Raw genomic sequence first — 22,403 nt, 5'->3', positions numbered from 1 at the left:
AACCCGCAGCCTGCGCCAGTTCCTCTTACAGGGTGGGGTTAGAAGAACCGCGTTACGCTGATCTTGGCGTTACGCCCCTGACTGTAGGCGTTATCGCCACTGAGCATCGGCTGGTAACTCTTGTTGAACAGGTTGTCCACGGTGAAGTTGACCTCAGTGCCTTTAAGGTACGGCTGCTGTGGTTTCCAGTTGGCGAACAGGCCCTGCACGTTATAGCCGTCGTTGGCGTATTGGTCGTAGTAGCGATCGCCCAAGGCACTGATCGCGGTGCCGTAGTACTTGTCGCTTGGCAAACGGTCGGTCTTGCGCACGAACTCGCCTTTCCAGCCGATGCGCGCATCCCATGCCGGTATTTTGGTGCCGAGTATGGCGACCCATTTCGGGGCGGGAATGTCCCGCGCCCAGACGTTCGGTCCCCACGGGTTGGTGTAGGCGCCTTCGTGCTTACCGGTCATCCATGCGTAAGACAGCGAGCCAAAGACGTAAGTGGACTCGTAGAAGCTTTCAATTTCAAAGCCCTTGATGGTCACACTGCCAATGTTGCGGTAGTTGGGTATATTGCCCGGCCCACAGTCTTTGGACATGCTGCCGGCGGCCGTTTGGGCTGCGCACCCTACGCCGGTGGCTTTGAAAATTTCATTGTCGACGGTGTTGCGAAACAGGGTGGTGCGGATCAGTGCGTGGTCGTTGTCGCCAAAGATGTGATCAAAGTTGGTGATGTTGCCTGCACGCCAGCCCGTGATGACTTCGGGTTTCAAATTGAGGCTGGTCGCGGTGCGGCTACCCAGTCCTTGAAGCTCGTATTGTTCATCGATTACCGGTGCGCGCCAGGTTTTGCTGTAGTCGACAAACAAGGCGGTGTTCGGGTTTATTTTCCAGAAGCCCGACAGGCGAGGCGACCAGCCAGTGTAGGTTTTGTCGCTGTAGTCGTGACCCAGTTCCGCGTGGTTATAGAACGGTGCGTCGTTTTGCTCGCCGCGGTTGCGCACATGGTCGTAGCGCACGGACGGTGTCAGGGTGAAATCACCGTACGTGATCGCGTCTTGCAGATAGAAGCTATTGGTATCGACTTTGCCCTTGGGCATGAAGCTGGGCTGATAGTGGCCGTAGTTGTATTTCTCTACCTCATAGGTTTTACCCGGCATCCACATGTCGACATCACGCTGGTGCTTGCGAATTTGCATGCCAGTGGTCACGGCGTGATCCAGCGGGCCGCTGGCAAACAGGCTGATGTTTTCGATCTGAAGCATGTCGTCGGTGTAGCCGGTGTCCATCTTGCGACCGCCGGTGGCGGGCTGGAAATAGGCTTGAGAGCCGCGCGTGTCCGTCTGCTCTGTGTTTGAGTGCGAGTACTTGACCTCAAGATTGACCAGCGGGTTTTCGATAGGCTGGTACTTGTATTTGGCCGACCAGGTGGTGTCGATGGTCGAACGGTTGGACAAGTAACGTTTTGAGGCAACGTCGTACCCATATTTGTCGATGTTGGCCTGGCTCGGCGCCGCCGGGTAGCTGATGGCCGAGAAGGGCACCCACAGGTAATTGTTGGCGCGTGAATACGACATCCCGAGGCTGTGTTCCTCATTGAAATGCAGGTTCACTTTGAGCAATTGCGCGTCCAGGTCTTGTGCGGTGTTGGGCAAGCGCTTGGGGTTGACCGGGTAGGCGTGCTTGGGGTCCGGCATGTGGCCGGCCAGCTTCATGTCATCGCCATCACGCTTGGTGTAATACACCAGCGCATCCGCGCGGCCATCATCGGTGCGGCCATACACGGCGCCACTGTAAACCTGTTGGTGGTCGTTGCTGCTGTAGCCGTATTTGAGCATGGCGCCGGTGTCTTTGCCCTCTTCGAGCAGGTCCGGTGCATCTTTGGTTTCCATGTGCACGGAACCGGCAAAACCACCGTTGCCGGTGCGCATATCGTGCGGGCCTTTTTCGACGACCAGCCCCTTGATCAGTTCAGGCTCGATAAAGATGGTGCCTTGCATGTAGCGTTCGAAGCCGCTTTTGGTCGCGCCATCCACGGTCATTTGTACGTCTTCGGCTTCACCCATGCCCCAGATGTTGATGGTCTGACCGCCGGGCTTGAGCGAGCCGCCGAGGTTGATACCGGGCAAGGTCGCCAGCAGGCTGGGAATATTGTTGGCCTGATAGCGATTGATTTCAGCTTGGGTCAGGGTCGACTTTCCGACGTTGCTGGAGTCAATTTCATTGCCGGTGCCAATCACGCTCAGCGCACCCAGTTGCAGGCTGTTGCTGGTGGTGGTGCCTTCCTCTTTAGGGCGTACGACAAAGGTGCGGTCGACCTGGATCAGGCTGAAATCGGTGCCGCGCAACAATTGATTGATGGCGTCTTGTGCGCTGTAAGCACCACTGAGCGCCGGGGCTTTGATGTTGCGCAACAGCTCTTCGTCAAACAGCAACTGGATCTTGGCTTGCTGGGCCACTGCACTCAACGAACTGGCCAGCGACTGAGCGGGCAATTGCAGTTGGATCGACTCGGCCTGCGCGTGCAGGCTAAAAGCCATGCATGCGGCGAGCAAAGTCGGGCGAGTGCACAAATGTGAGACGAAATGTGGTGCGCGAAACATGAAACCCCCCAGTGCGGCAACAAAGGCCAAAAAGACATGCGTTAGCAACGCAGACCCAAGGAAGACGCAGCACGATGAGAAAACCTCATATGCGAATGAAAAATATTCGCATATGTTTTTTTAGCGGGGTTCGATGCGTATTTTTCCGTTGTCCAGGCGCACGGTTTTCACCGGTATCAAGGCAGGCAGGGCTTTGACCAATGCCAGCGGATCGTTGACGTCGAGGTTGCCGGACACCTTGTAACGGGCGAGTGGGCCGCTGGCCAGTTCAATGACGCCGGGGCGGTAGAGGTCCAGTTCGTCGATCAGGCTGGCCAGTTCGCGTTTGCGAAAGGTCAGGTGGCCGCCGCGCCAGTCGGCAACCTCGCTTGAGGCGAGGGTTTGCTCGCTCAGCACGTGTCGGGCGTAGTCGTAACTGGCACGCTGGTCAGCGCTCAGCAAGGCCGAGTGTTTGGCGTCGGGCAAAAATGCCACCTGGCCGTGGGCGACGCTGACCACTAATTGCCGCGGGCTGCGGCGCACATCAAAGCCGGTGCCGACCACGCGTATCCGCGCATCGCCTGCGTGCACCACCAAGGGTTGGTCTTTATTGGCTGCCACCTCGATATAGAGCTGGCCGTGATCCAGAAAAATGTCGCGTTGATGCGCGCTGAAGTTGATGCGCAATTGTGTGTTGGCGTTGACGTACAAAGTGCTGCCATCAGGAAGTGTGAGGGTTCTGGCGCCCTTGGCCTGTGTGGCAATGTGTTGCTGGTGCAGTGCAACGGGGGTGCCGAGGTTTAATGCAAACACGGCGCACAACACGGCTGCCGCAGTGGCTAATGCCAGCACTGAGCGGCGCTTGGCCGGTGGCTTTACGGGGAGTACACGCGGTTTATTCAGTTGCCTGAGTTCGCCCAAGTCACCCCACAGCGATTCAAATGCAGCATAGGCTTTGGCATGCGCGGGGGTGGCGTACCAGGCACTGAATTGAGCGCGGCTTTGACGATCGGGCTGATTGCGGTTGCGCGCAAACCAACGGGCGGCCTCAGCGTCAATGCTGTCTTCGGCGCTGGCGTGAAAAGAGGTCATTTTGGCTGCTCCTTGCCGCTGTCCCGATGTAAATGTTGCTTGCAGTGCAACAAGGCAAAGGCGATGTGCTTTTCCACCATGCTTACCGAAATTCCCATGCGTTTCGCGATCTGCGCCTGACTCAAACCTTCAAAGCGGTGCAGCATAAGGGCTTCGCGGCGTCTGGGCGAGAGTTCTGCAAGCACTGCCTTGAGCTGTTCCAGGCGTTGCAGGCGCTGTGCAGCCAGCATCGGGTCATCCCTCTCATCGCTTAACGGCTCGGCGTCGTGCTCAGGCGGCTCGGCGTGAGCCGAGTGGCGCACCTGCTGACGACGCCAGTGATCGCGCAGCAGATTGCGCGCCATCTGGAACAAAAAAGCCCGTGGTTGCTCGACTTTGGCCCGGTCTTGATAGCCCAGCCATTGGGTGAAAACGTCTTGCGTCATGTCAGCTGCATCGCTGGCGTTGTCGGTGCGTTTGCGCAGGAAATGCAGAATCTGCGTATAGAACTCGCGGAAGGATTCGGCCAACGCGGGGTCGGGTTTTAAGCCTGGCATGAAAATCCTTGGGGGCTCAGCGATGCAAAATAAGTTGCGAATGGTATCGAGAATTATTGCTATTTGTCTGCATGGAAATTGATCTTTCGTCATTTCATGCAGATAAATGGATAAAAGCTGGGCGCAGGCTTTACTCAGGCATGCAAAAAACCGTCAGCATTCAGGAGAAACGTCATGTCGGGTTGGTACGAGTTGGGCAAAACCAGTAATGGGCAGTTCCGGTTTGTTTTGAAAGCGGCCAATAACGAGCCGATTTTGGTGAGCGAGCAGTACACCACGCGTGAGGCGGCCAAAAACGGAATTGCTTCGGTGCAGGTCAATAGCCCACTGGATGAGCGCTATGAGAGAAAAGTGGCCAAGGACGGTAAGCCGTACTTCAACCTCAAGGCGGCCAATCACCAGATTATTGGCACCAGCGAGCAATACAGCACCGAGGCGGCACGTGAGAAGGGCATTGCCAGCGTTAAAAGCAATGGGCCGACGACGGTGATTAAAGAGCAGCCGTAAAGGCCTGTAGAGGCTCTGTTGCCAGAGTTGTCGCAACTGACGAGTAGCGCGAGGCTGTGTCCGATCGCTTGGCAATCGAACACAGCCTTCGGTGTCTAGAGGTTTATTTCAGTTGGGTGAGTAAGCCTTCCAAGTGTTTAACCCCCGCTTCACCCAGCGCGAATACGGGCAGGCGCGGGTTGCCCGCTTCCAGGCCGGTCAGGCGCAAACCGGCTTTGATGGTGGCGGGCAGGCCGCCTTTGAGGATGAATTCGAGCAGCGGCAGTTGGCGGTAAAACAGCGCCCGTGCGCTGTTCAAGTCGTTGGCCTGCACCGCTTGATACAGCGCCAGGTTCAGCGCCGGGATCAAGTTGGGCGCTGCGGTGCACCACCCTTTGGCGCCTGCCGCGAACGCTTCCAGGGCCAACGGGTTGCAGCCGTTGTAGAACGGCACTTGGCCCTCACCCAGTTGTTGCAAACGGTGCATGCGCTGAATGTCGCCCGTACTCTCCTTGACCATGGTGACGTTTTCGACGGCATTGAAAATCCGCAGGATCAACTCCACGGACATGTCAGTACCGCTGGTGGCCGGGTTGTTGTACAGCATGATCGGGGAACTGATGCTGTCGCCGATGGCCTGGTAGTGGGCGAGGATTTCTGCCTCGCTGAGTTTCCAGTAAGAGGCGGGCAACACCATGACCACGTCGGCGCCGTGCTGTTCGGCGAAACGGGCACGGCGTACGGCCTTGGCGGTGGTCAGGTCGGAGACGCTGACAATGGTCGGTACGCGTTTGGCAACGTGGGCGATGCTGAACGCGCTGACGTCATCCCATTCGGCGTCACTCAGGTAGGCGCCTTCGCCGGTGCTGCCCAGCGGCGCGATGGCGTGTACCCCGCTGTCAATCAGTCGGTCAATGGAGCGGCCAAGGGCGGGCAGGTCGAGGGTGTCGCCGTCTGCCGTGAACGGGGTGATGGTGTAGCCGATGATGCCGTGGAGGGTTGGAGTCGTCATGGTCAGTGTCCTGTCAGGTAGGGGGAGGCGGATCAGTTCAGGCAGTCGGCATGACGACGCAGGTTTTGCCGAGCATAGTAATTGAAGGCGGCGGCGTGGCGTTTTGGACGGCTGATCCAGTCATGGGCTTCGCGACCGAGTGCCGGTGTAATCGGCTTGATGGTGCCCGCCGCCATTGCCAGCAATTGCAGTTTGGCGGCGCGTTCGATCAGTTGGGCAATCACGCAGGCTTCTTCAATGCTGGCGCCGGTCGACAATTGGCCGTGGTGCGAGAGCAAAATCGCGCGTTTATCGCCCAGCGCACCGGCGATCAGTTCGCCTTCTTCGTTCCCCACCGGCACGCCCGGCCAGCCCTCCAGAAAAGCGCAGTCTTCATACAGCGGGCACAGGTCCATGTGCGACACCTCAAGCGGCACTTCGAGCATCGACAGGGCGGCCACATGCGTGGGGTGGGTGTGAATGATGCAGTTCACGTCGGGACGGGCGCGGTACACCCAGCTGTGGAAACGATTGGCCGGGTTGGGCATGCCGTGACCTTGGAGCACCTCCAGGTCTTCATTGACCAGCAGCAGGTTGTCCGCAGTAATTTCATCAAACCCCAGGCCCAATTGTTGGGTGTAGTAGGTGCCGGGTTGTGGCCCGCGGGCAGTAATTTGACCGGCCAGACCTGAGTCGTGGCCATTTTCGAACAGGATGCGGCAGGTGAGCGCCAGCTTTTGCCGGGCAGTCCACGTATTATCCGCCAGCGTATGTTGCATCTGCGCCAGCGCTTGCTTGACCAGTTGTTCTTTGGGAAGTGCTAATGTCTTGGCCATGTCGGTGTCCTCGGTGATTGCCGGATGGGCCTGCCCCTATGGCGTGAAAGGTGATGGGGGGCAGTGCGCTATGACACTTAAAAGGCTATATGACACAAAGTGTCATAGGCAAGCAAAATTCGCTACTCCTTTGATGGATTAATCGCTCTACATGTCTATCCGTTTGAAAATACTCAGAAAAAAACTTGGCGTGACCCTTGAGACGCTGGCTGAAAAATCCGGTATGACCAAGAGTTATTTATCGAAAGTCGAGCGCGGTTTGAACACCCCGTCGATTGCCGCTGCGTTGAAACTGGCCAAGGCACTCAACGTCAATGTTGAGGAGTTATTCGCCCAGGAGAATGCCGGGTTTGATGGCTACAGCCTGGTGCGCAGTGATCAGCACCCACTGCTGTCGAGCAATGAAAAGTCGCCGGGGTATGCCGTGTTGGCGCATCAGGTCAGTGAACGTCATTTGCTGCCGTTCATGATGTACCCACCCGCCGAGTTCGCCGACCCCAGCTTCAAAGAGCACATGGGGGAAGAGTTTCTGTTCGTGCACGAGGGCGCGGTCGAAGTCGATTTCATGAATGAGCGGGTGATCTTGCAGCGTGGCGATGCGTTGCATTTCAATGCGCAGAAACCTCACCGCCTGCGCTCGGTCGGTGAGGTACAAGCGCAATTGCTGGTGGTGGTGCACAGCACCGAGCAATAGCGCGAGAGGCGGTTTACTCCTCGACCGGCACTCTGTGCTGGGTTGAACCCAGTGGGTGTGTTTTTGAATTATAGAAGCGCAATGCCACCTTTTTCTCTGCAAATAGCTGCGTGTAGTGGTTTTTCTGGAAGCGGATAAAGGCTTCGCTGCGCGGGTAGATCGAGATGCACAGGGTTTTCAGAGGCGCCACACGCAGGGCGTCGATCAGGTGCTGATCCTGCTCGCCCAAGCTGTGGCCGAAGATGCACAACGTGTCTTTATGAGTCATCAGTTGCTCATGACAAAACGACAGGTAATCGCAATGGCGGATGGATTTACGCTTGTCGTCGCTGGTGCTTTCGCTGACAAACAATGGCACATCGTCCAGCGCGCTGATTGAGTGGTTGATCGCAAAGTTGCTGAGCAAGGTCGACTCGTTACCCGTGCATTTGCGCGCTTTGCCTTCCTGGTTTTTCACCAGGTGCAGCGCGCCGTGCAGGTACAGCACGCGCGTGGTTTTGCCTTTGCTCAGGCTGTCGCCCAGCTCAAACGTGGCGCCTGGGGTATTGAACAGGTCATTGAAGCGCTTGGGGGCCTGCATCAAGGCCCAGGGCGTGAGCAGGTCGTAATTGGCGCAATACACGGTGGCGTATTGCGCCAACGCTTCTTGCCAGCACGCCAAGGTGTGCGGCTGCATCAGGCGCCACGGGATGTGCACGTCCTGGGTGCTGTTGATCAGCGCTTCCTTGATTGCGTAATAGCGTTTGCGCGGTGATGCCGAGTTGATTGCCAGGGCTTTGTTGACCTTGCTCGCGGTTTTAAGCGCGCTGAGCACGTGTTCAAAGTTACGTGTGCCCAAGGCTTCAAACACGCTGAGTTCGGTCTGGCTGAGGGGTTTTTCGGCCACACTGCGGGTTTTTTCAAACAGCGAGTCGTAATAAAAGTCATGCCACACAGCCATGCTTGCGCCATTGCCCAGCAGCAAGCCGCTGCACGGGGTGCTGGTGCGTAAGGCGTTCCAGTCTTCTAGTTCGGCATCAAATTCCTGGAAGGGGGTCATCGCAAATATCGTCTCAAGGCGTGGGCGGTGCAGGACTTTATCACGCCGCTGTGTTGAGCCAGATCAACATCCTTATTAACTGATGGGGTGAAGCTATGCTCATTGACTTCATCAGCGTCGCGGGTGCGCCCGCACAGAGGACTCGCCATGACCAGTACCTTTTTTATTCCTGCCGTGAACATCATGGGCAACGGTTGTCTGGATGAAGCCATGACTGCGATTCGCAATTATGGGTTTCGTAACGCGTTGATCGTGACCGACGCAGGTCTGGCCAAGGCGGGGGTGGCCGCTAAAATTGCCGAAAAACTTGCGTTGCAAGACATCAATGCCGTGATTTTTGACGGTGCCAAGCCCAACCCGAGTATTGCCAACGTTGAAGCGGGTTTGGCAGTGCTCAAGCAGCATCAGTGTGATTTTGTGCTGTCGCTGGGCGGCGGTTCGCCCCATGACTGCGCCAAGGGCATTGCGCTGTGCGCGACCAATGGCGGGCATATTCGTGATTACGAAGGCGTAGACCGCTCGGCCAAACCGCAACTGCCGCTGGTGGCTATCAACACCACCGCGGGCACGGCCAGCGAGATGACACGGTTTTGCATCATTACCGACGAAGAGCGCCACGTAAAAATGGCCATCGTTGATCGCAACGTGACACCGTTGCTGTCAGTCAATGACCCGGAGTTGATGGTGGCCATGCCCAAGGGGCTGACCGCGGCAACGGGTATGGATGCGCTGACGCACGCCATCGAAGCGTATGTGTCGATTGCCGCCAACCCGATTACCGATGCGTGCGCGATCAAGGCGATGGAGCTGATCAGCCATAACCTGCGCGATGCGGTGAAAGACGGCACGAATCTGACTGCCCGCGAGAACATGGCTTACGCGCAGTTTTTAGCCGGCATGGCGTTCAACAATGCGTCGCTGGGTTTTGTGCATGCGATGGCGCACCAACTGGGTGGCTTCTACGATCTGCCGCACGGGGTGTGCAACGCTGTGTTGTTGCCCCATGTACAAACGTTCAATGCCAGTGTGTGCGCATCGCGCCTGACCGACGTGGCTCATGCATTGGGCGCGGATGTACGCGGTTTAAGCCCGGAAGAGGGCGCGCAGGCGGCCATTGCGGCAATTCGCACCTTGGCCAAGGATGTAGAGATCCCGGCGGGCCTGCGGGACTTGGGCGCCAAGCTGGATGACATACCGATGCTGGCCACCAATGCCTTGAAAGATGCGTGCGGGTTCACTAACCCGCGTAAAGCGGATCAGGCGCAGATTGAAGAGATCTTTCGTAACGCGTTTTGATGCCAGGGGCTGTTTAAAACAGCGCCCATAAAAAAACGGCCGGTTTAACCCGGCCGTTTTTGTGTCTGGCTGATCAGTGCTTACTGCACTTCAACAGCCAGGCTCTCGCTGATTTTCTTCTGCCAGATCGCCGGGCCGGTGATGTGAACCGACTCGCCTTTGCTGTCGACTGCCACGGTCACCGGCATGTCTTTCACATCGAACTCGTAGATCGCTTCCATGCCCAACTCGGCAAAGGCCACCACGCGCGACTTTTTGATCGCTTGAGCCACCAGATAGGCCGCGCCACCCACCGCCATCAGGTACACCGCTTTGTGGTCCTTGATCGCTTCGATTGCGGTCGGGCCGCGCTCGGATTTACCGATCATGCCCAGCAAGCCGGTTTGGTCAAGGATTTGACGGGTGAATTTGTCCATCCGCGTCGCTGTGGTCGGACCTGCTGGCCCCACTACTTCGTCGCCAACCGGGTCAACCGGGCCCACGTAATAGATGAAGCGGCCTTTGAGGTCGACTGGCAAGGTTTCACCCTTGTTCAGCATCTCGACCATGCGCTTATGCGCCGCATCACGACCGGTGAGCATTTTGCCGTTCAACAACACGGTTTCGCCCGGCTTCCAGCTTTGTACGTCTTCAGGCGTCAGGGTGTCGAGGTTGACGCGGCGGGCCGATGGGCCTGCTTCCCAGACGATTTGCGGGTAGGCGTCCAGCGGCGGCGCTTCGAGCGATGCCGGGCCGGAGCCGTCCAGTACGAAGTGGGCGTGACGGGTGGCCGCGCAGTTCGGGATCATGCACACCGGCAGCGACGCTGCGTGGGTCGGATAGTCCATGATTTTGACGTCGAGCACGGTGGTCAGACCGCCAAGGCCCTGGGCGCCGATGCCCAGCTGGTTGACCTTTTCGAACAGCTCCAGGCGCATCTCTTCGATACGATTGGACGGGCCGCGCTTGATCAACTCGTGAATGTCGATGGACTCCATCAGCACTTCTTTGGCCATCACAGCGGCTTTTTCAGCCGTGCCGCCGATACCGATGCCGAGCATGCCCGGTGGGCACCAGCCCGCGCCCATGGTCGGAACGGTTTTGAGTACCCAGTCAACGATCGAGTCGGACGGGTTGAGCATGGCCATTTTCGACTTGTTCTCGGAACCGCCGCCTTTGGCCGCTACATCCACTTCCACGGTGTTACCCGGAACAATGGAGTAGTGGATGACCGCTGGGGTGTTGTCCTTGGTGTTGCGACGGGCACCGGCCGGGTCGGCCAGGATGGAGGCGCGCAGGACGTTTTCTGGCAGGTTGTAAGCGCGACGCACGCCTTCGTTGATCATGTCGTCCAGGCCCATGGTGGCGCCGGTCCAGCGCACATCCATGCCCACACGCACGAACACGGTGACGATACCGGTGTCCTGACAGATCGGGCGGTGGCCAGTGGCACACATGCGCGAGTTGATCAGGATTTGTGCCATCGAGTCACGGGCCGCTGGCGATTCTTCGCGCAGGTAAGCCTCGTGCATGGCCTGGATGAAGTCCACCGGGTGGTAGTAGGAAATGAATTGCAGGGCGTCAGCAACGCTCTGAATCAGGTCGTCTTGCTTGATCACGGTCATGGGTCGCGCTCCTCTATAAGACGGGAACATTCAATTAAGGTGTTTGCGACCTGGGTGTTTCGGTCTGTCGTAAACATCTTTGCAGGGATATACCGGACACGCATGACCGGTACAAAAAAGGCGCGGCAGTATAACCCGGCCAACCTTGTGATACATCCGTTGCGGTTAAAACGAAAGTAGGGGGGGGCGCGTCGTCGCTGTCCAAGGCTGTGTCCCACGGCGAAGGCGTCGTAGAATCAGCCAGCGAAATCATTCAGCTAAATCGCGTGCGCCACCTTATGATCGCCTGCAATCAGACGTCTAAGCCCCACAGGAGCCTGAAGTGCCCGAGTTACACGTCGCTGACCAGCACTGGTCAGTTGCCACCGGCAGCAATTTGCTCGACAGCCTGAATCAGGCGGGCGTGCCCGTGCCTTACAGTTGCCGCGCGGGCAGTTGCCATGCGTGCCTGGTGCGCTGTGTGCGGGGTGAGCCGCTGGACTTGCAGCCGGATGCCTTGACCCGTGCGCAGCGTGAGCAAGGCTGGCGCCTGGCGTGTCAGTGCCAAGTGGTCGAAGACATGCAGGTCGAGGCATTTGACCCGGTGCGCGATGGCGAGCCTGCCGAGGTGGCGGCATTGGACTGGTTAAGCCCGTCGGTGCTGCGGCTTGGCCTTTTACCGCGGCGCCCACTGCGTTACCGCGCGGGGCAGCATCTGGTGCTGTGGACCCGCAGCGGGGTGGCGCGCCCGTATTCGTTGGCCAGTCTGCCGGGTGAGGACCCTTTGTTGGTGGTGCATGTCGATTGCAGCGCTCGCGGAGCGTTCGTCAATGCGGCGCGTCAGCTTGCGGTCGGCGACGTGTTGCGCTTGGGCGAGCTGCGCGGTGGCGCGTTGCATTACGACCCTGACTGGCAGGAGCTGCCGTTGTGGCTCTTGGCCGCAGGCACGGGGCTGGGGCCGCTTTACGGTGTGCTGCGCGAAGCCTTGCGTCAGGAGCATCACGGGCCGATCCGCCTGGTGCATGTGGCCACAGACACCGCCGGGCATTACCTCAAGCAGGAGCTGGACGGGCTGGCGCGCACGTATCCAGCACTGTGTGTGGAATACGTGTTGGGCGATGAACTGGCTGACTATCTCGTCCAGATGCGTCTTGTTTCCCGGCAAACGCGCGCTTTAGTCTGTGGCCACCCCGACACGGTTCAAGCGTTTGCCAAGCGCTTGTTTCTGGCGGGGCTGTCGCGCAACCAACTGATGGCGGATGTTTTTCTAACCCGCAGTTGAGCGCAGGTTCTGATTCTTCGGGAGCACGCATGACTCAAGCCATCGTTGTAGAGCGCGACGGCGCGGTGACATCGATTGGCAGCGTTGGCGCCAGCGGCGGTGCAAGACACTAAGCGCCTGATGAAAGCCCCAGGGCGCGAGCAGTTACAGCGCGTGATCGCGAAAGAAAGCTGGCTGTTTATTCAGCGCTTGAGTTCGTCCGAGGCAATGGCGGCGCCGACTCTTAACAATGCTTACGAAAAAGCCCCGCCTGATCACTCAGGCGGGGCTTTGGGCTATCGCCTTGTCAGGCTTAAACCATTTTGTCGCCGACATGCAGGATCTTCATGCCGTTGGTGCCACCGATGGTGTGGTAGCTGTCGCCCTTGGTCAGGATGACCCAGTCGCCTTTCTCGACAACGCCGCGCTTGAGCAGCTCGTCAATGGCAGCCTGGCTGACCTGTTCTGGCGGCAACGAAGCCGGGTCGAACGGCACGGTGTAAACGCCACGGAACATGGCGGCACGGGCCTGGGTTTCGCGGTGCGGGGAGAACGCGTAGATCGGCACCGAGGAGCGGATGCGCGACATGATCAACGGTGTGTAACCACTTTCGGTCAGCGCGATGATCGCTTTGACGCCCGGGAAGTGGTTGGCGGTGTACATGGCTGCCAGCGCAATGCTCTGGTCGCAGCTTTCGAAGGTTTTACCGATGCGGTGGCTGGACGTTTTGCTGGTCGGGTGCTTTTCGGCGCCGACGCAAATCCGTGCCATTGCCTGCACGGCTTCGAGCGGGTAGGCGCCCGCCGCACTTTCAGCCGACAGCATCACGGCGTCGGTGTAGTCGAGCACGGCGTTAGCCACGTCGGACACTTCGGCGCGGGTTGGCATCGGGTTCTGAATCATCGACTCCATCATCTGGGTCGCGACGATCACCGCTTTGTTGTGGCGGCGTGCATGCAGAATGATTTTTTTCTGGATGCCCACCAGCTCAGCGTCGCCGATCTCGACGCCCAGGTCGCCACGGGCAACCATCACGGCGTCGCTGGCCTTGATCAGGCCATCGAGGGTTTCGTCATCAGCCACGGCTTCAGCGCGTTCGATTTTGGCCACCAGCCACGCCGTGCCGCCAGCTTCGTCACGCAGTTTGCGGGCGTATTCCATGTCGGCTGCGTCACGCGGGAACGAAACGGCCAGATAGTCGACCTGCATCTCGGCAGCGAGCTTGATGTCAGCCTTGTCTTTTTCGGTCAGGGCCGGTGCAGTCAAGCCGCCGCCACGACGGTTGATGCCTTTGTGGTCCGACAGCGGGCCACCGATCAGCACGGTGCAATGCAGTGCGTCATCCGTGGCGGTGTCAACACGCATCACGACGCGGCCGTCATCGAGCAGCAACTCGTCGTTTACGCCGCAGTCTTTAACCAGGTCCGGGTAATCGATGCCGACGATTTCCTGGTTGCCTTCGGTCAGCGGGTGGCTGGTGGAGAAGGTAAAACGATCACCGATTTTCAACTCGATGCGTTTGTTGGCGAATTTGGCGATACGAATTTTCGGGCCTTGCAGGTCACCCAGCAGGGCAACGAAGCGGCCATGCTTGGCGGCGATGTCACGCACCAGCTTGGCGCGAGCTTTGTGCTCATCGGGGGTGCCGTGGGAGAAGTTCAGACGGGCAACGTCCAGGCCAGCAAGGATCAGCTGTTCCAGCATTTCCGGTGAGTTACTGGCAGGGCCAAGGGTGGCAACGATTTTGGTTCGACGAACGGACATGCAAAGACTCCTGAGTTCAAGCGCTGCCAAAGGCTACTATGGTCTTTGGCTGTAGTCATTGTTCCTCTGCACTACTTTCGACTTAAGTTGTGGTGCATACGGTCATTGGCCTGAAGAATTTGCTCGCGGGGTCGATACACTGCCGAGAACAGGAGATACCCATGCGCATTTTGCTCGTTTTACTGTTGGCCACCACGGTGACCGGTTGTACCCGCTGGTCGATGAATCACCATTTGAACAATGCCTACCGCGCTTACGATCGCGGGCATTGCGAAACCGTCATGCTCGAACTGTCGGAGGTTGATCGCGACAGCCGCAGTCGTCCGTATATCTGGCCGCAAACAGCGATGTTGCGCGGGCTGTGCCTGGAGCGTACGAAGTTTTACCTGGACGCTGCCCAGACTTATCAGTGGATCATCAATGAATTCCCGCAGAGCGAATATGCCTACCGCGCCAAGGCGCGCATTGAGACGCTGCGTATTCTTAAGTTCATTCCGGGTGGCGGCACCACACAAGCGCTTCCCGCACAGATCTGATGATGGATGAAATAGAAGCTGGCCATTTGCCTGGCTTTTACTAATATGACAGGGTGACAGGCCGCATTGTGTGTGCGCGCCTGCACGGCCTTGCTGCCCGGTCCGGGTAAGCACTTCGCGTGTACACCATGCCTGTGCGCCGTGGTGCGCGGGCACTCAAAGCACTAGCGCGGCCATGCTCAATGGCCTTTCAAAGTGATATTTCGCATGTTTACTGATCGCCGTATCGAGCGTCATCAACTGCCGTATTTCTTGAAAGTTTTTAATCGGTTCACGGACAAGCCTATCGGGTTCCTCGGTTGCGTCTCGGATGAGGGGCTGATGTTGATCAGTCAACTGCCGTTGCTGATCGATGCCAATTTTGAGTTGCGCCTCAAGCTGCCAGGCGTTGAGGGGCATGTGCAGGTCATCGACCTGGCCGCCCGCTGCCTGTGGTGCCATGAAGATGTGACGCCGCATCACTATGATTCGGGCTTTATCCTGTATCAGCCACCTGCCGAGTACAGCGCGCTGATCACAACCTTGCGTCAGTACTTCAGTTTTTATCCCTTGCCGGCTTCTGCTTGATGTCAGGGCGCGGGGGCTGGTCTTGCTCACGCTTGAGCGCCTAGACTTACGGGGTCTACTGTTCAGGAACACCCCGTGACCACTATTTTTTGGTACGACTACGAAACCACTGGCATCAATCCGCGCTGTGACAGGGCGGTGCAAGTTGCCGGTATTCGCACCGACCTGGAACTCAATGAGATTGACCAGCCGCTCAATCTGTATTGCCAGCCCAGCGACGATATCCTGCCGCACCCAATGGCCTGTTTGATCACCGGTATTACCCCCAGTCGCCTGGAAGATCGGGGCTTGGTCGAAGCCGAATTCATGACGCGCACGCACGCCCAACTGGCGTTGCCGGGCACCTGTGGTGCGGGCTACAACTCGCTGCGCTTTGACGACGAAGTGACCCGCTACAGTCTTTACCGAAACTTCTTTGATCCCTACGCACGTGAGTGGCAGGGCGGTAACAGTCGTTGGGACTTGATTGATGTGGTGCGCACCGCCTATGCCTTACGCCCTGAGGGGATCGTCTGGCCGCAGGAGCAGGGGCGTGTGACGCTCAAGCTGGAGCGATTGACGGCCGCTAACGGGATTGACCACGGCCAGGCCCATGATGCGCTGTCTGATGTACGGGCCACGATTGCACTGGCGCGATTGATTCGTGAAAAACAGCGCAAGTTATATGACTGGTTATTCCAGTTGCGGACTAAGCAACGGGTGTTGGATCAGGTTCGACTTTTACAGCCGATGGTGCATATTTCCGGTCGATTCTCGGCAGCTCGCCATTATGTGGGGGTGGTGTTACCGCTGGCATGGCATCCAAAGAATCGCAATGCATTGATTGTGTGTGACCTGCACTTTGATCCCCGGCCGTTATTGGAGTTGGATGCAGCCACCTTGCGCCAAATGCTCTACACGCGACGTGAAGACTTGGCCGATGGACAATTACCCGTGCCGCTCAAGCTGATACACGTTAATCGGTGTCCTGTGGTGGCGCCGTTAAATGTAGTGCGTGCGCAGGATCAAGAGCGTCTGCAACTGGACATGGATGAATATCAGGCCCGTGCGCAAACTCTTATCGAGCACCAGGAAGTTTGGCAGGAAAAACTAGCGGCTGTTTATGCCCACGAAGACTTTGTTCCGAGCGCGGATCCCGAGCAGCAGTTATACGATGGTTTTATCGGTGACCGTGACCGTCGACTGTGTGAGCAAGTAAGGCTCAGTGACCCTGAAGCATTAGCCAAAGATACGTGGCCTTTTGATGACGAGCGCTTGCCCGAGTTATTGTTCCGTTACCGGGCACGAAACTTTGCACATACCCTCAATGAGCTAGAACAGGTACGCTGGCGTGAATTCTGCCAACAGCGATTATCCGACCCGAAGATGGGCGCACCGCTGACCCTGGAAGGCTTTAGGCAGGCCGCCGAGGAGCTGGCACGCAGCGCCACGCCTGATCAGCTTCAGGTGTTAGAGCAGTGGCAGCGTTACGCGCAAGCGTTGAGCCGGCGCGTGATGTTGCAGGCTCAAGAAGATCATTGAGCCTTACGTAACGCCCATAAAAAAACGCCAGCGAGCTGGCGTTTTTATTAGCAGCGCAAACAGGCTGCGCGTGCAGTGTTACTTAGTCGAGCAGCGTTGCCCAGCCTTCAACCACGTCACCGCCCCACTTGGCTTTCCACTCTTTCAGCGTTTTGTGATTGCCACCTTTGGTTTCAATCACTTCGCCGTTGTGCGGGTTTTTGTATTGTTTAACCTTACGGGCACGCTTGGTGCCGGTAGTTTTCACAACACCGCGCGGTGCTTTGCTTACTTTGGACTCTGGGTCCAGCAGCGCGATAATATCGCGGAGCGATTTTTGATACTCGCCCATCAGCGTGCGCAGTTTGCCTTCAAATTCCAGCTCGGTTTGAAGTTTGTCGTCTTCGGACAGGTTCTTCAGGCGAGCTTGCAGCTCTTTGATGGCTTCTTCAGTGGCGCGGTATTCGTTGATCAGGGACATGAGGATAACCTTATGTTGAAAAGGGTTAACAGGGACACAGTGCGGCAATAATAGTCAGACACTTTGTGCAAGTAAACCTGTCTGCGCAGAATAATTAAAATTTTTATTCATTAACTTCGCAGTTTCCAATAATCCCTTATTAAATACACGACGTTCCAAGGGACTAATATAAACCGTTCATCTCGGCTCGCCCGTGTGCATTAAATGTGACGCAGCCCGCGGTGCTGCTGACGCGGGCTGTACGCTGCGCGACTGAATGGCACAGGTAATTACCACCAAGGAATACTGTAGTTTTGCCGCGCACTCGCTAGAATGGCGGCCTTAGTAAAGTTTTTTTGGAGTTTGCCCTACATGCGCACTTTTCGATTGGTGATTGCGTGCCCCGACGGTGTCGGCATTGTCGCCAAGGTCAGCAATTTTTTGGCGTCACATAATGGCTGGATCACTGAAGCGAGCCACCACTCGGACGATCAAAGCGGTTGGTTCTTCATGCGTCACGAAATTCGTGCCGATTCGCTACCGTTTGGAATAGAGGCCTTTCGTGAGGCATTTGCGCCAATCGCCGAAGAGTTTTCGATGGTGTGGCGCATTACAGACACGGCGCAAAAGAAACGCGTTGTACTGATGGCCAGTCGTGAATCTCACTGCCTGGCGGATTTGCTGCACCGCTGGCACAGCGACGAACTGGATTGTGAAATCTCGTGCGTCATATCCAACCACGATGACTTGCGCAGCATGGTCGAGTGGCACGGTATTCCTTACTACCATGTACCGGTTAACCCCAAGGACAAAGAGCCGGCGTTTGCCGAGGTTTCGCGTCTGGTTAAACAGCATGATGCTGAAGTCGTGGTACTGGCGCGCTACATGCAAATCCTGCCGCCAGACTTGTGCACCGAATATGCCGGCCAGGTGATCAACATTCACCACAGCTTCCTGCCTTCATTCGTGGGTGCCAAGCCGTACCACCAGGCTTCGCTGCGCGGCGTGAAACTGATTGGCGCAACGTGCCACTACGTGACTGAAGAGCTGGACGCCGGTCCGATCATCGAACAGGACGTGGTGCGTGTCAGCCACAGTGACAGCATTGAAGACATGGTGCGTTTCGGTCGTGATGTCGAGAAGATGGTGCTGGCCCGTGGCTTGCGCTATCACCTTGAGGACCGCGTGCTGGTGCACGGCAACAAAACCGTGGTGTTCTAGGCTGTTGCGTAACCCGCCGCAGTTTTCGGCAGTTGCTACGGGAAAGGGGAACAAAACCCGGCGTAGACGCTGCCGAGCCGCGAGGCTACGATCCGGCGCGAAGCGCCCGTAAGCCAGGAGAGGTGCCATGACCGATCCGCTCGACAAGGCCACATCCTGTGCGCCTGCCACTTTGGGTGAAGGGTGCCTGAGTCGTTACGACCCGGACGCGCTCAGTCCCGAAGACGGTACGGATTTTCCTGACGCCGCGAGGCTTTGGGATGAGTTGCAGCAAGACGCTGAAGTAAACCCTGATCTGTAGCCGCCACGGGCGGCCACAGATTCACGTCCTGTTTAAATGCGGAAACTGCCGACCAGATGTTTCAGGCGCGCGGCCTGTTGCTCAAGGTCTGAGCAGGCGCGCAACGTGGCTTGCAGGTTTTCGACGCCTTCCTGGTTGAGGGTGTTGATCTCGGTGATGTCCATGTTGATCGACTCCACGACCGAGGTCTGCTCCTCCGTCGCCGTGGCCACCGATTGGTTCATGCCATCAATTTCACCAATGCGTTCGGTCACACTGACCAGCCGCTCACCCGCGCTGTTGGCGATCTGCACGCTGTCCTTGCTGTGCCGCTGGCTCTCTTCCATGGTGCTTACCGAATCGCGGGCGCTGACTTGCAACTCTTCGATCATTTTCTGCACTTGTTGCGCGGACTCTTGGGTGCGGTGAGCCAGGTTGCGGACCTCATCAGCTACCACGGCAAACCCGCGCCCGGCTTCCCCGGCACGTGCCGCTTCAATCGCCGCATTCAGAGCCAGCAAGTTGGTCTGCTGCGAAATACTGGTGATCACTTCCAGGATCTGCCCGATGTTCACGGTTTTGTCGTTTAGCGACTCAATGTGACCACTGGAGGTGCTGAGCATTTGCGACAGTTGTTGCATTGAACCGATGCTGCGTTCAACCACCTGCTGGCCTTCTTCAGCCAGGCCACGTGCGTCACTGGCTTGATGCGAGGCTTGGGCGGCGTTGCGTGCAATTTCTTGTGCCGCGGCGCCCAGTTCGTTGATGGCGGCGGCCACGCTGTTGGTGCGGCTGGCTTGCTCGTCAGAATTGAGCATTGAGGAATTGGACGCACTGACCACGCGCAAAGCGACTTCGTTGACATGTTCAGTGGCAGAGGCCACTTCGGTCATGGAGGTGTGGATGCGCTCAACGAATCGATTGAACGCACTGCCCAATGTGCCGAACTCGTCTTTGGACTCAACGTTCAGGCGGCGGGTGAGGTCGCCTTCGCCTTCGGCAATGTTTTGCATGGCACGTGTCATCACATGCAGGGGCTGCATCAACAAACGAATCAGCAAACCGAGCAGGGCAATGATCGAGACCACGGCAATCAGGGTCGCGATGATGGCGGACGTGCGGAACGTGCTGAGCATGGCGAAAGCCTGCTCTTTATCAATCGACAGGCCCACGTACCAGTTGACCGACCCCAGGCCTTTGACCGGGGCAAAGGTCACGATCCGGGTTTTACCGTCGACCTGGACTTCGCTGATCTCGGTGCTGATCGGTGGTGTGCCTTGAGGGTAGATATCGTTGAGGTTTTTTGTCACCAGGTTGCTGTCGGGGTGAACCAGGATCTTGCCGTCCGAACTGATCAGAAAGGCATAGCCCATGCCATCAAAATTCAAGGCGTTGATCGTGTCAGTGATGGTCTTGAGGGTCAGGTCGGCCCCTATCGCCCCGAGGGTCTGGCCAGCTTTTTTAACCGCCGTGCCAATCGAGATAACCATCTGCCCGGTGGCCGCGTCGATATACGGTTCGGTCAGGCTGGCCCCGTTACTGTTCAGTGCGTTTTTGTACCAAGGGCGGGTGCGCGGGTCATAGCCGTCTGGCATTTTGCTGTCCGGACGGATGGTAAAGCCGCCTTGGCTATCACCGTAGTACACCAACATAAACGTCTTGCTGAGGGCTTTTTGCTCCAGCAGGCTGCTGACGTTGTCCGCTTGCGGGTTAATGGCGATCGATTCGGCCAGGTTTTCACTCAGCACGATGCGCCCGCCCAACCACGTTTGAATGTTGTTGGCGGTGACGTTACCCATTTCGTGCAGGTAGTTTTCCAGGTTGCTGCGGATGGCGTTGCGCTGCAAATAATCGTTGTAGAGCGTAAATAGCGAGAAAGCGGCTATTACGATCAGGGACGCGGCAAGCAGGATTTTATGGCTGAAACGCAGGTTTTTATTCATGGCTTGAAGGGTCCGCTAAGGTCTAAAAGTTCGATGCCTACCAACTTGAAATGCGTGCAACATAGAAATCGCTGACAGAACCGGAGCAATTTCTATATTTGTTTGCGCTCTTTCCGAAATTAAATTCGGATTTTTCTGGTCTAGCATTAACTCTGTATCGACGTGTCATCGCGAAAGATTAATCAAAGGTGGGAAAATGCCTGACTCCTCAGCTCTACTTCTCGGCGCCGACCTTACGGGTCAGCCTATCGCTCAGTCTTTGCGCCTGGCCAATCGTCATGGCCTGGTCGCGGGGGCGACGGGGACAGGTAAAACCGTGACCCTGCAACGCCTGGCAGAGCAATTCAGTGATGCTGGCGTGGCGGTGTTCGCGGCCGATATCAAGGGTGATCTGTGCGGCCTGGGGGCGGCCGGTAACCCGCAAGGCAAAATCGCTGAACGGATCGCGGGCATGCCGTGGCTCAATTATCAGCCTCAGGCTTATCCAGTGACGTTGTGGGATATCCAGGGCAAAACAGGCCATCCATTGCGCACCACCTTGAGTGAAATGGGGCCGTTATTGTTGGGTAGCTTGTTGGAGCTGACAGACAGTCAACAGTCAGCGCTGTATGCGGCGTTCAAGGTGGCGGACCGTGAGGGGCTGTTGCTGTTGGATCTTAAAGACCTCAAGGCGCTGCTTAACCACCTGCGTGAACACCCTGAGGTATTGGGGGATGACGCGGCCTTGATGACCACAGGCTCCAGCCAGGCGCTGTTGCGCAGGCTGGCAACGCTGGAACAGCAAGGCGCAGAAGCGTTGTTTGGCGAGCCGGCGTTGCAGCTGGAAGATATCTTGCAACCGAGCAGTGATGGCCGCGGGCGTATTCACCTGCTCGATGCCAGTCGCTTGGTGCATGAAGCGCCCAAGGTGTATGCCACCTTCTTGCTGTGGCTGTTGGCAGAGTTGTTTGAGCAATTGCCGGAGCGTGGCGATGCTGAAAAGCCGCTGCTGGCCCTGTTTTTTGATGAGGCGCATTTATTATTCGCGGGCACGCCCAAGGCGCTTCAGGACCGACTGGAGCAAGTAGTCAGGCTGATTCGCTCCAAAGGTGTCGGCGTGTACTTCGTCACACAATCGCCTGCGGACTTGCCCGACACGGTGCTGGCTCAACTGGGGTTGCGTATTCAGCACGGCTTGCGGGCGTTTACGGCTAAAGAGCAAAAGTCGCTCAGGGCTGTGGCCGAAGGTTTTCGCCCCAATCCGGCTTTCGATGCCTTGGCGGTGCTCACGGAGTTGGGCACCGGTGAAGCGTTGGTCGGCATGCTGGAAGACAAAGGTACGCCGGCGATGGTGCAGCGCGTGCTGATCGCGCCGCCTCAATCGCGAATCGGGCCGTTGACGGACGCCGAGCGTGGCGCATTAATCGCCCGTTCCCCGTTGCAGGGCCGTTACGACAAACCCATTGACCGTGAGTCTGCTTATGAAGTGCTTATGGCGCGTAAAGGTGGCGTGCCTGATGGGCAAGCGCCAGTCGCGCCAAAAGAGCCGGGGTTTCTGGATCAGGCGGGCGAGTTTTTGGGTACCTCGACCGGCAAGGCGCTGCAATCAATGGCGCGCCAGGCCGTAAACCAGATGGGACGCCAATTGGTCCGCGGCTTGTTGGGTTCGTTACTGGGCACCAGCAAACGTAAATAAACGGGCGGGTAATGGCTGTCGCAGGCTGCTCGCTTTTAAAGCGCGCACCTCAAGAGAGGTTTGCAGCTTGCGGCA

At 57.5% G+C, this 22,403-nt stretch carries 20 protein-coding genes and 1 pseudogene; 10 read left to right on the top strand and 11 right to left on the bottom strand.

Annotation, left to right across the window (positions count from 1 at the left end):
- Window positions 1-38: 38 nt before the first annotated feature.
- The 3 genes from GYN01_RS16900 to GYN01_RS16890 form a co-directional block, all read right to left on the bottom strand.
- Window positions 39-2,588, bottom strand: a complete 2,550-nt coding sequence (locus tag GYN01_RS16900) for a TonB-dependent hemoglobin/transferrin/lactoferrin family receptor (RefSeq protein WP_203307492.1) — start codon at window positions 2,586-2,588, stop codon at window positions 39-41.
- 120 nt (window positions 2,589-2,708) lie between these two features.
- The gene (locus tag GYN01_RS16895) at window positions 2,709-3,659 is read right to left on the bottom strand and encodes a FecR family protein (RefSeq protein WP_203307491.1); all 951 of its coding nucleotides are present in this window, start codon (window positions 3,657-3,659) and stop codon (window positions 2,709-2,711) included.
- Window positions 3,656-4,195, bottom strand: coding sequence for an RNA polymerase sigma factor (locus GYN01_RS16890; RefSeq protein WP_203307490.1), 540 nt, complete (start codon window positions 4,193-4,195; stop codon window positions 3,656-3,658). The genes GYN01_RS16895 and GYN01_RS16890 overlap by 4 nt, the downstream gene beginning before the upstream one ends.
- A gap of 174 nt (window positions 4,196-4,369) precedes the next feature.
- Between GYN01_RS16890 and GYN01_RS16885 the strand changes: the two genes are divergently transcribed.
- Complete coding sequence (locus tag GYN01_RS16885) at window positions 4,370-4,702, top strand: YegP family protein (protein WP_059763173.1); 333 nt, start codon at window positions 4,370-4,372, stop codon at window positions 4,700-4,702.
- A 103-nt stretch (window positions 4,703-4,805) separates the two neighbouring features.
- Here GYN01_RS16885 and GYN01_RS16880 read toward each other — a convergent pair whose 3' ends face one another.
- Together GYN01_RS16880 and GYN01_RS16875 are read right to left on the bottom strand one after the other, a co-directional pair.
- Window positions 4,806-5,693, bottom strand: a complete 888-nt coding sequence (locus GYN01_RS16880) for a dihydrodipicolinate synthase family protein (RefSeq protein ID WP_048363538.1) — start codon at window positions 5,691-5,693, stop codon at window positions 4,806-4,808.
- A 32-nt stretch (window positions 5,694-5,725) separates the two neighbouring features.
- Window positions 5,726-6,508 (bottom strand): aldolase, encoded by a 783-nt coding sequence (locus GYN01_RS16875; RefSeq protein WP_048399814.1) that lies wholly within the window; start codon window positions 6,506-6,508, stop codon window positions 5,726-5,728.
- 151 nt (window positions 6,509-6,659) lie between these two features.
- Between GYN01_RS16875 and GYN01_RS16870 the strand changes: the two genes are divergently transcribed.
- Complete coding sequence (locus GYN01_RS16870) at window positions 6,660-7,202, top strand: helix-turn-helix domain-containing protein (RefSeq protein WP_048399812.1); 543 nt, start codon at window positions 6,660-6,662, stop codon at window positions 7,200-7,202.
- Window positions 7,203-7,215: 13 nt separating this feature from the next.
- Here the strand turns inward: GYN01_RS16870 and GYN01_RS16865 are convergent, their stop codons facing one another.
- On the bottom strand, window positions 7,216-8,241 hold the full coding sequence (locus GYN01_RS16865) for a DUF4917 family protein (RefSeq protein WP_203307489.1): 1,026 nt from the start codon (window positions 8,239-8,241) through the stop codon (window positions 7,216-7,218).
- A 147-nt stretch (window positions 8,242-8,388) separates the two neighbouring features.
- Here GYN01_RS16865 and yiaY point away from each other — a divergent pair, with 147 nt between their 5' ends.
- Window positions 8,389-9,537, top strand: coding sequence for an L-threonine dehydrogenase (yiaY, locus tag GYN01_RS16860; RefSeq protein ID WP_203307488.1), 1,149 nt, complete (start codon window positions 8,389-8,391; stop codon window positions 9,535-9,537).
- 80 nt (window positions 9,538-9,617) lie between these two features.
- On the opposite strand, the gene GYN01_RS16855 is transcribed toward yiaY, so the two are convergent.
- Window positions 9,618-11,141 (bottom strand): fumarate hydratase, encoded by a 1,524-nt coding sequence (locus GYN01_RS16855; protein WP_048363543.1) that lies wholly within the window; start codon window positions 11,139-11,141, stop codon window positions 9,618-9,620.
- 322 nt (window positions 11,142-11,463) lie between these two features.
- Between GYN01_RS16855 and GYN01_RS16850 the strand changes: the two genes are divergently transcribed.
- Window positions 11,464-12,402: an iron-sulfur-binding ferredoxin reductase gene (locus GYN01_RS16850; RefSeq protein ID WP_048363544.1), complete on the top strand. Its 939-nt coding sequence runs from the start codon at window positions 11,464-11,466 to the stop codon at window positions 12,400-12,402.
- A gap of 292 nt (window positions 12,403-12,694) precedes the next feature.
- Here the strand turns inward: GYN01_RS16850 and pyk are convergent, their stop codons facing one another.
- Window positions 12,695-14,146, bottom strand: coding sequence for a pyruvate kinase (gene pyk, locus GYN01_RS16845; RefSeq protein ID WP_048363545.1), 1,452 nt, complete (start codon window positions 14,144-14,146; stop codon window positions 12,695-12,697).
- A 161-nt stretch (window positions 14,147-14,307) separates the two neighbouring features.
- Here pyk and GYN01_RS16840 point away from each other — a divergent pair, with 161 nt between their 5' ends.
- From GYN01_RS16840 to sbcB, 3 genes are all read left to right on the top strand, one after another.
- Window positions 14,308-14,682 carry a tetratricopeptide repeat protein gene (locus GYN01_RS16840; protein WP_048363546.1) on the top strand — a complete coding sequence of 125 codons (375 nt, stop codon included), beginning with the start codon at window positions 14,308-14,310 and terminating at the stop codon, window positions 14,680-14,682.
- Between the two features lie 207 nt (window positions 14,683-14,889).
- Window positions 14,890-15,249, top strand: coding sequence for a pilus assembly protein PilZ (locus tag GYN01_RS16835; protein WP_048399809.1), 360 nt, complete (start codon window positions 14,890-14,892; stop codon window positions 15,247-15,249).
- Window positions 15,250-15,324: 75 nt separating this feature from the next.
- Window positions 15,325-16,770, top strand: a complete 1,446-nt coding sequence (gene sbcB, locus GYN01_RS16830) for an exodeoxyribonuclease I (RefSeq protein ID WP_048363548.1) — start codon at window positions 15,325-15,327, stop codon at window positions 16,768-16,770.
- A gap of 82 nt (window positions 16,771-16,852) precedes the next feature.
- Here sbcB and mvaT read toward each other — a convergent pair whose 3' ends face one another.
- Complete coding sequence (gene mvaT, locus GYN01_RS16825) at window positions 16,853-17,230, bottom strand: histone-like nucleoid-structuring protein MvaT (protein ID WP_048363549.1); 378 nt, start codon at window positions 17,228-17,230, stop codon at window positions 16,853-16,855.
- A gap of 351 nt (window positions 17,231-17,581) precedes the next feature.
- Between mvaT and purU the strand changes: the two genes are divergently transcribed.
- Window positions 17,582-18,430, top strand: coding sequence for a formyltetrahydrofolate deformylase (purU, locus tag GYN01_RS16820; protein ID WP_048363700.1), 849 nt, complete (start codon window positions 17,582-17,584; stop codon window positions 18,428-18,430).
- 127 nt (window positions 18,431-18,557) lie between these two features.
- Window positions 18,558-18,731 (top strand): hypothetical protein, encoded by a 174-nt coding sequence (locus tag GYN01_RS16815; protein ID WP_167337963.1) that lies wholly within the window; start codon window positions 18,558-18,560, stop codon window positions 18,729-18,731.
- A gap of 32 nt (window positions 18,732-18,763) precedes the next feature.
- Here the strand turns inward: GYN01_RS16815 and GYN01_RS22850 are convergent, their stop codons facing one another.
- Window positions 18,764-19,528 carry a methyl-accepting chemotaxis protein gene (locus GYN01_RS22850; RefSeq protein WP_464024590.1) on the bottom strand — a complete coding sequence of 255 codons (765 nt, stop codon included), beginning with the start codon at window positions 19,526-19,528 and terminating at the stop codon, window positions 18,764-18,766.
- A 93-nt stretch (window positions 19,529-19,621) separates the two neighbouring features.
- Window positions 19,622-20,653 (bottom strand): annotated as a pseudogene (locus GYN01_RS22845) (HAMP domain-containing protein); the annotation flags it as partial.
- A 196-nt stretch (window positions 20,654-20,849) separates the two neighbouring features.
- On the opposite strand from GYN01_RS22845, the gene GYN01_RS16805 reads away from it, so the two are divergent.
- Complete coding sequence (locus GYN01_RS16805) at window positions 20,850-22,328, top strand: helicase HerA-like domain-containing protein (RefSeq protein WP_203307486.1); 1,479 nt, start codon at window positions 20,850-20,852, stop codon at window positions 22,326-22,328.
- The last annotated feature ends 75 nt before the right edge of the window (window positions 22,329-22,403 follow it).

Source organism: Pseudomonas weihenstephanensis, from assembly GCF_016812185.1.
In the GTDB taxonomy this organism is placed as follows: Bacteria; Pseudomonadota; Gammaproteobacteria; order Pseudomonadales; family Pseudomonadaceae; genus Aquipseudomonas; species Aquipseudomonas weihenstephanensis.
Note: the sequence above shows the minus strand (reverse complement) of the source record. Positions and strands in the feature narration are given on the sequence as shown.

Coding starts and splice junctions, on each gene's coding strand:
- GYN01_RS16855 (WP_048363543.1), bottom strand. CDS start 11,141: ATGACCGTGATCAAGCAAGACGACCTGATTCAGAGCGTTGCTGACGCC.
- purU (WP_048363700.1), top strand. CDS start 17,582: ATGCGCACTTTTCGATTGGTGATTGCGTGCCCCGACGGTGTCGGCATT.
- mvaT (WP_048363549.1), bottom strand. CDS start 17,230: ATGTCCCTGATCAACGAATACCGCGCCACTGAAGAAGCCATCAAAGAG.
- GYN01_RS16880 (WP_048363538.1), bottom strand. CDS start 5,693: ATGACGACTCCAACCCTCCACGGCATCATCGGCTACACCATCACCCCG.
- GYN01_RS16900 (WP_203307492.1), bottom strand. CDS start 2,588: ATGTTTCGCGCACCACATTTCGTCTCACATTTGTGCACTCGCCCGACT.
- GYN01_RS16865 (WP_203307489.1), bottom strand. CDS start 8,241: ATGACCCCCTTCCAGGAATTTGATGCCGAACTAGAAGACTGGAACGCC.
- pyk (WP_048363545.1), bottom strand. CDS start 14,146: ATGTCCGTTCGTCGAACCAAAATCGTTGCCACCCTTGGCCCTGCCAGT.
- GYN01_RS22850 (WP_464024590.1), bottom strand. CDS start 19,528: ATGCTCAATTCTGACGAGCAAGCCAGCCGCACCAACAGCGTGGCCGCC.
- yiaY (WP_203307488.1), top strand. CDS start 8,389: ATGACCAGTACCTTTTTTATTCCTGCCGTGAACATCATGGGCAACGGT.
- GYN01_RS16895 (WP_203307491.1), bottom strand. CDS start 3,659: ATGACCTCTTTTCACGCCAGCGCCGAAGACAGCATTGACGCTGAGGCC.
- GYN01_RS16885 (WP_059763173.1), top strand. CDS start 4,370: ATGTCGGGTTGGTACGAGTTGGGCAAAACCAGTAATGGGCAGTTCCGG.
- GYN01_RS16815 (WP_167337963.1), top strand. CDS start 18,558: ATGACCGATCCGCTCGACAAGGCCACATCCTGTGCGCCTGCCACTTTG.
- GYN01_RS16890 (WP_203307490.1), bottom strand. CDS start 4,195: ATGCCAGGCTTAAAACCCGACCCCGCGTTGGCCGAATCCTTCCGCGAG.
- GYN01_RS16835 (WP_048399809.1), top strand. CDS start 14,890: ATGTTTACTGATCGCCGTATCGAGCGTCATCAACTGCCGTATTTCTTG.
- GYN01_RS16870 (WP_048399812.1), top strand. CDS start 6,660: ATGTCTATCCGTTTGAAAATACTCAGAAAAAAACTTGGCGTGACCCTT.
- GYN01_RS16875 (WP_048399814.1), bottom strand. CDS start 6,508: ATGGCCAAGACATTAGCACTTCCCAAAGAACAACTGGTCAAGCAAGCG.
- GYN01_RS16805 (WP_203307486.1), top strand. CDS start 20,850: ATGCCTGACTCCTCAGCTCTACTTCTCGGCGCCGACCTTACGGGTCAG.
- GYN01_RS16840 (WP_048363546.1), top strand. CDS start 14,308: ATGCGCATTTTGCTCGTTTTACTGTTGGCCACCACGGTGACCGGTTGT.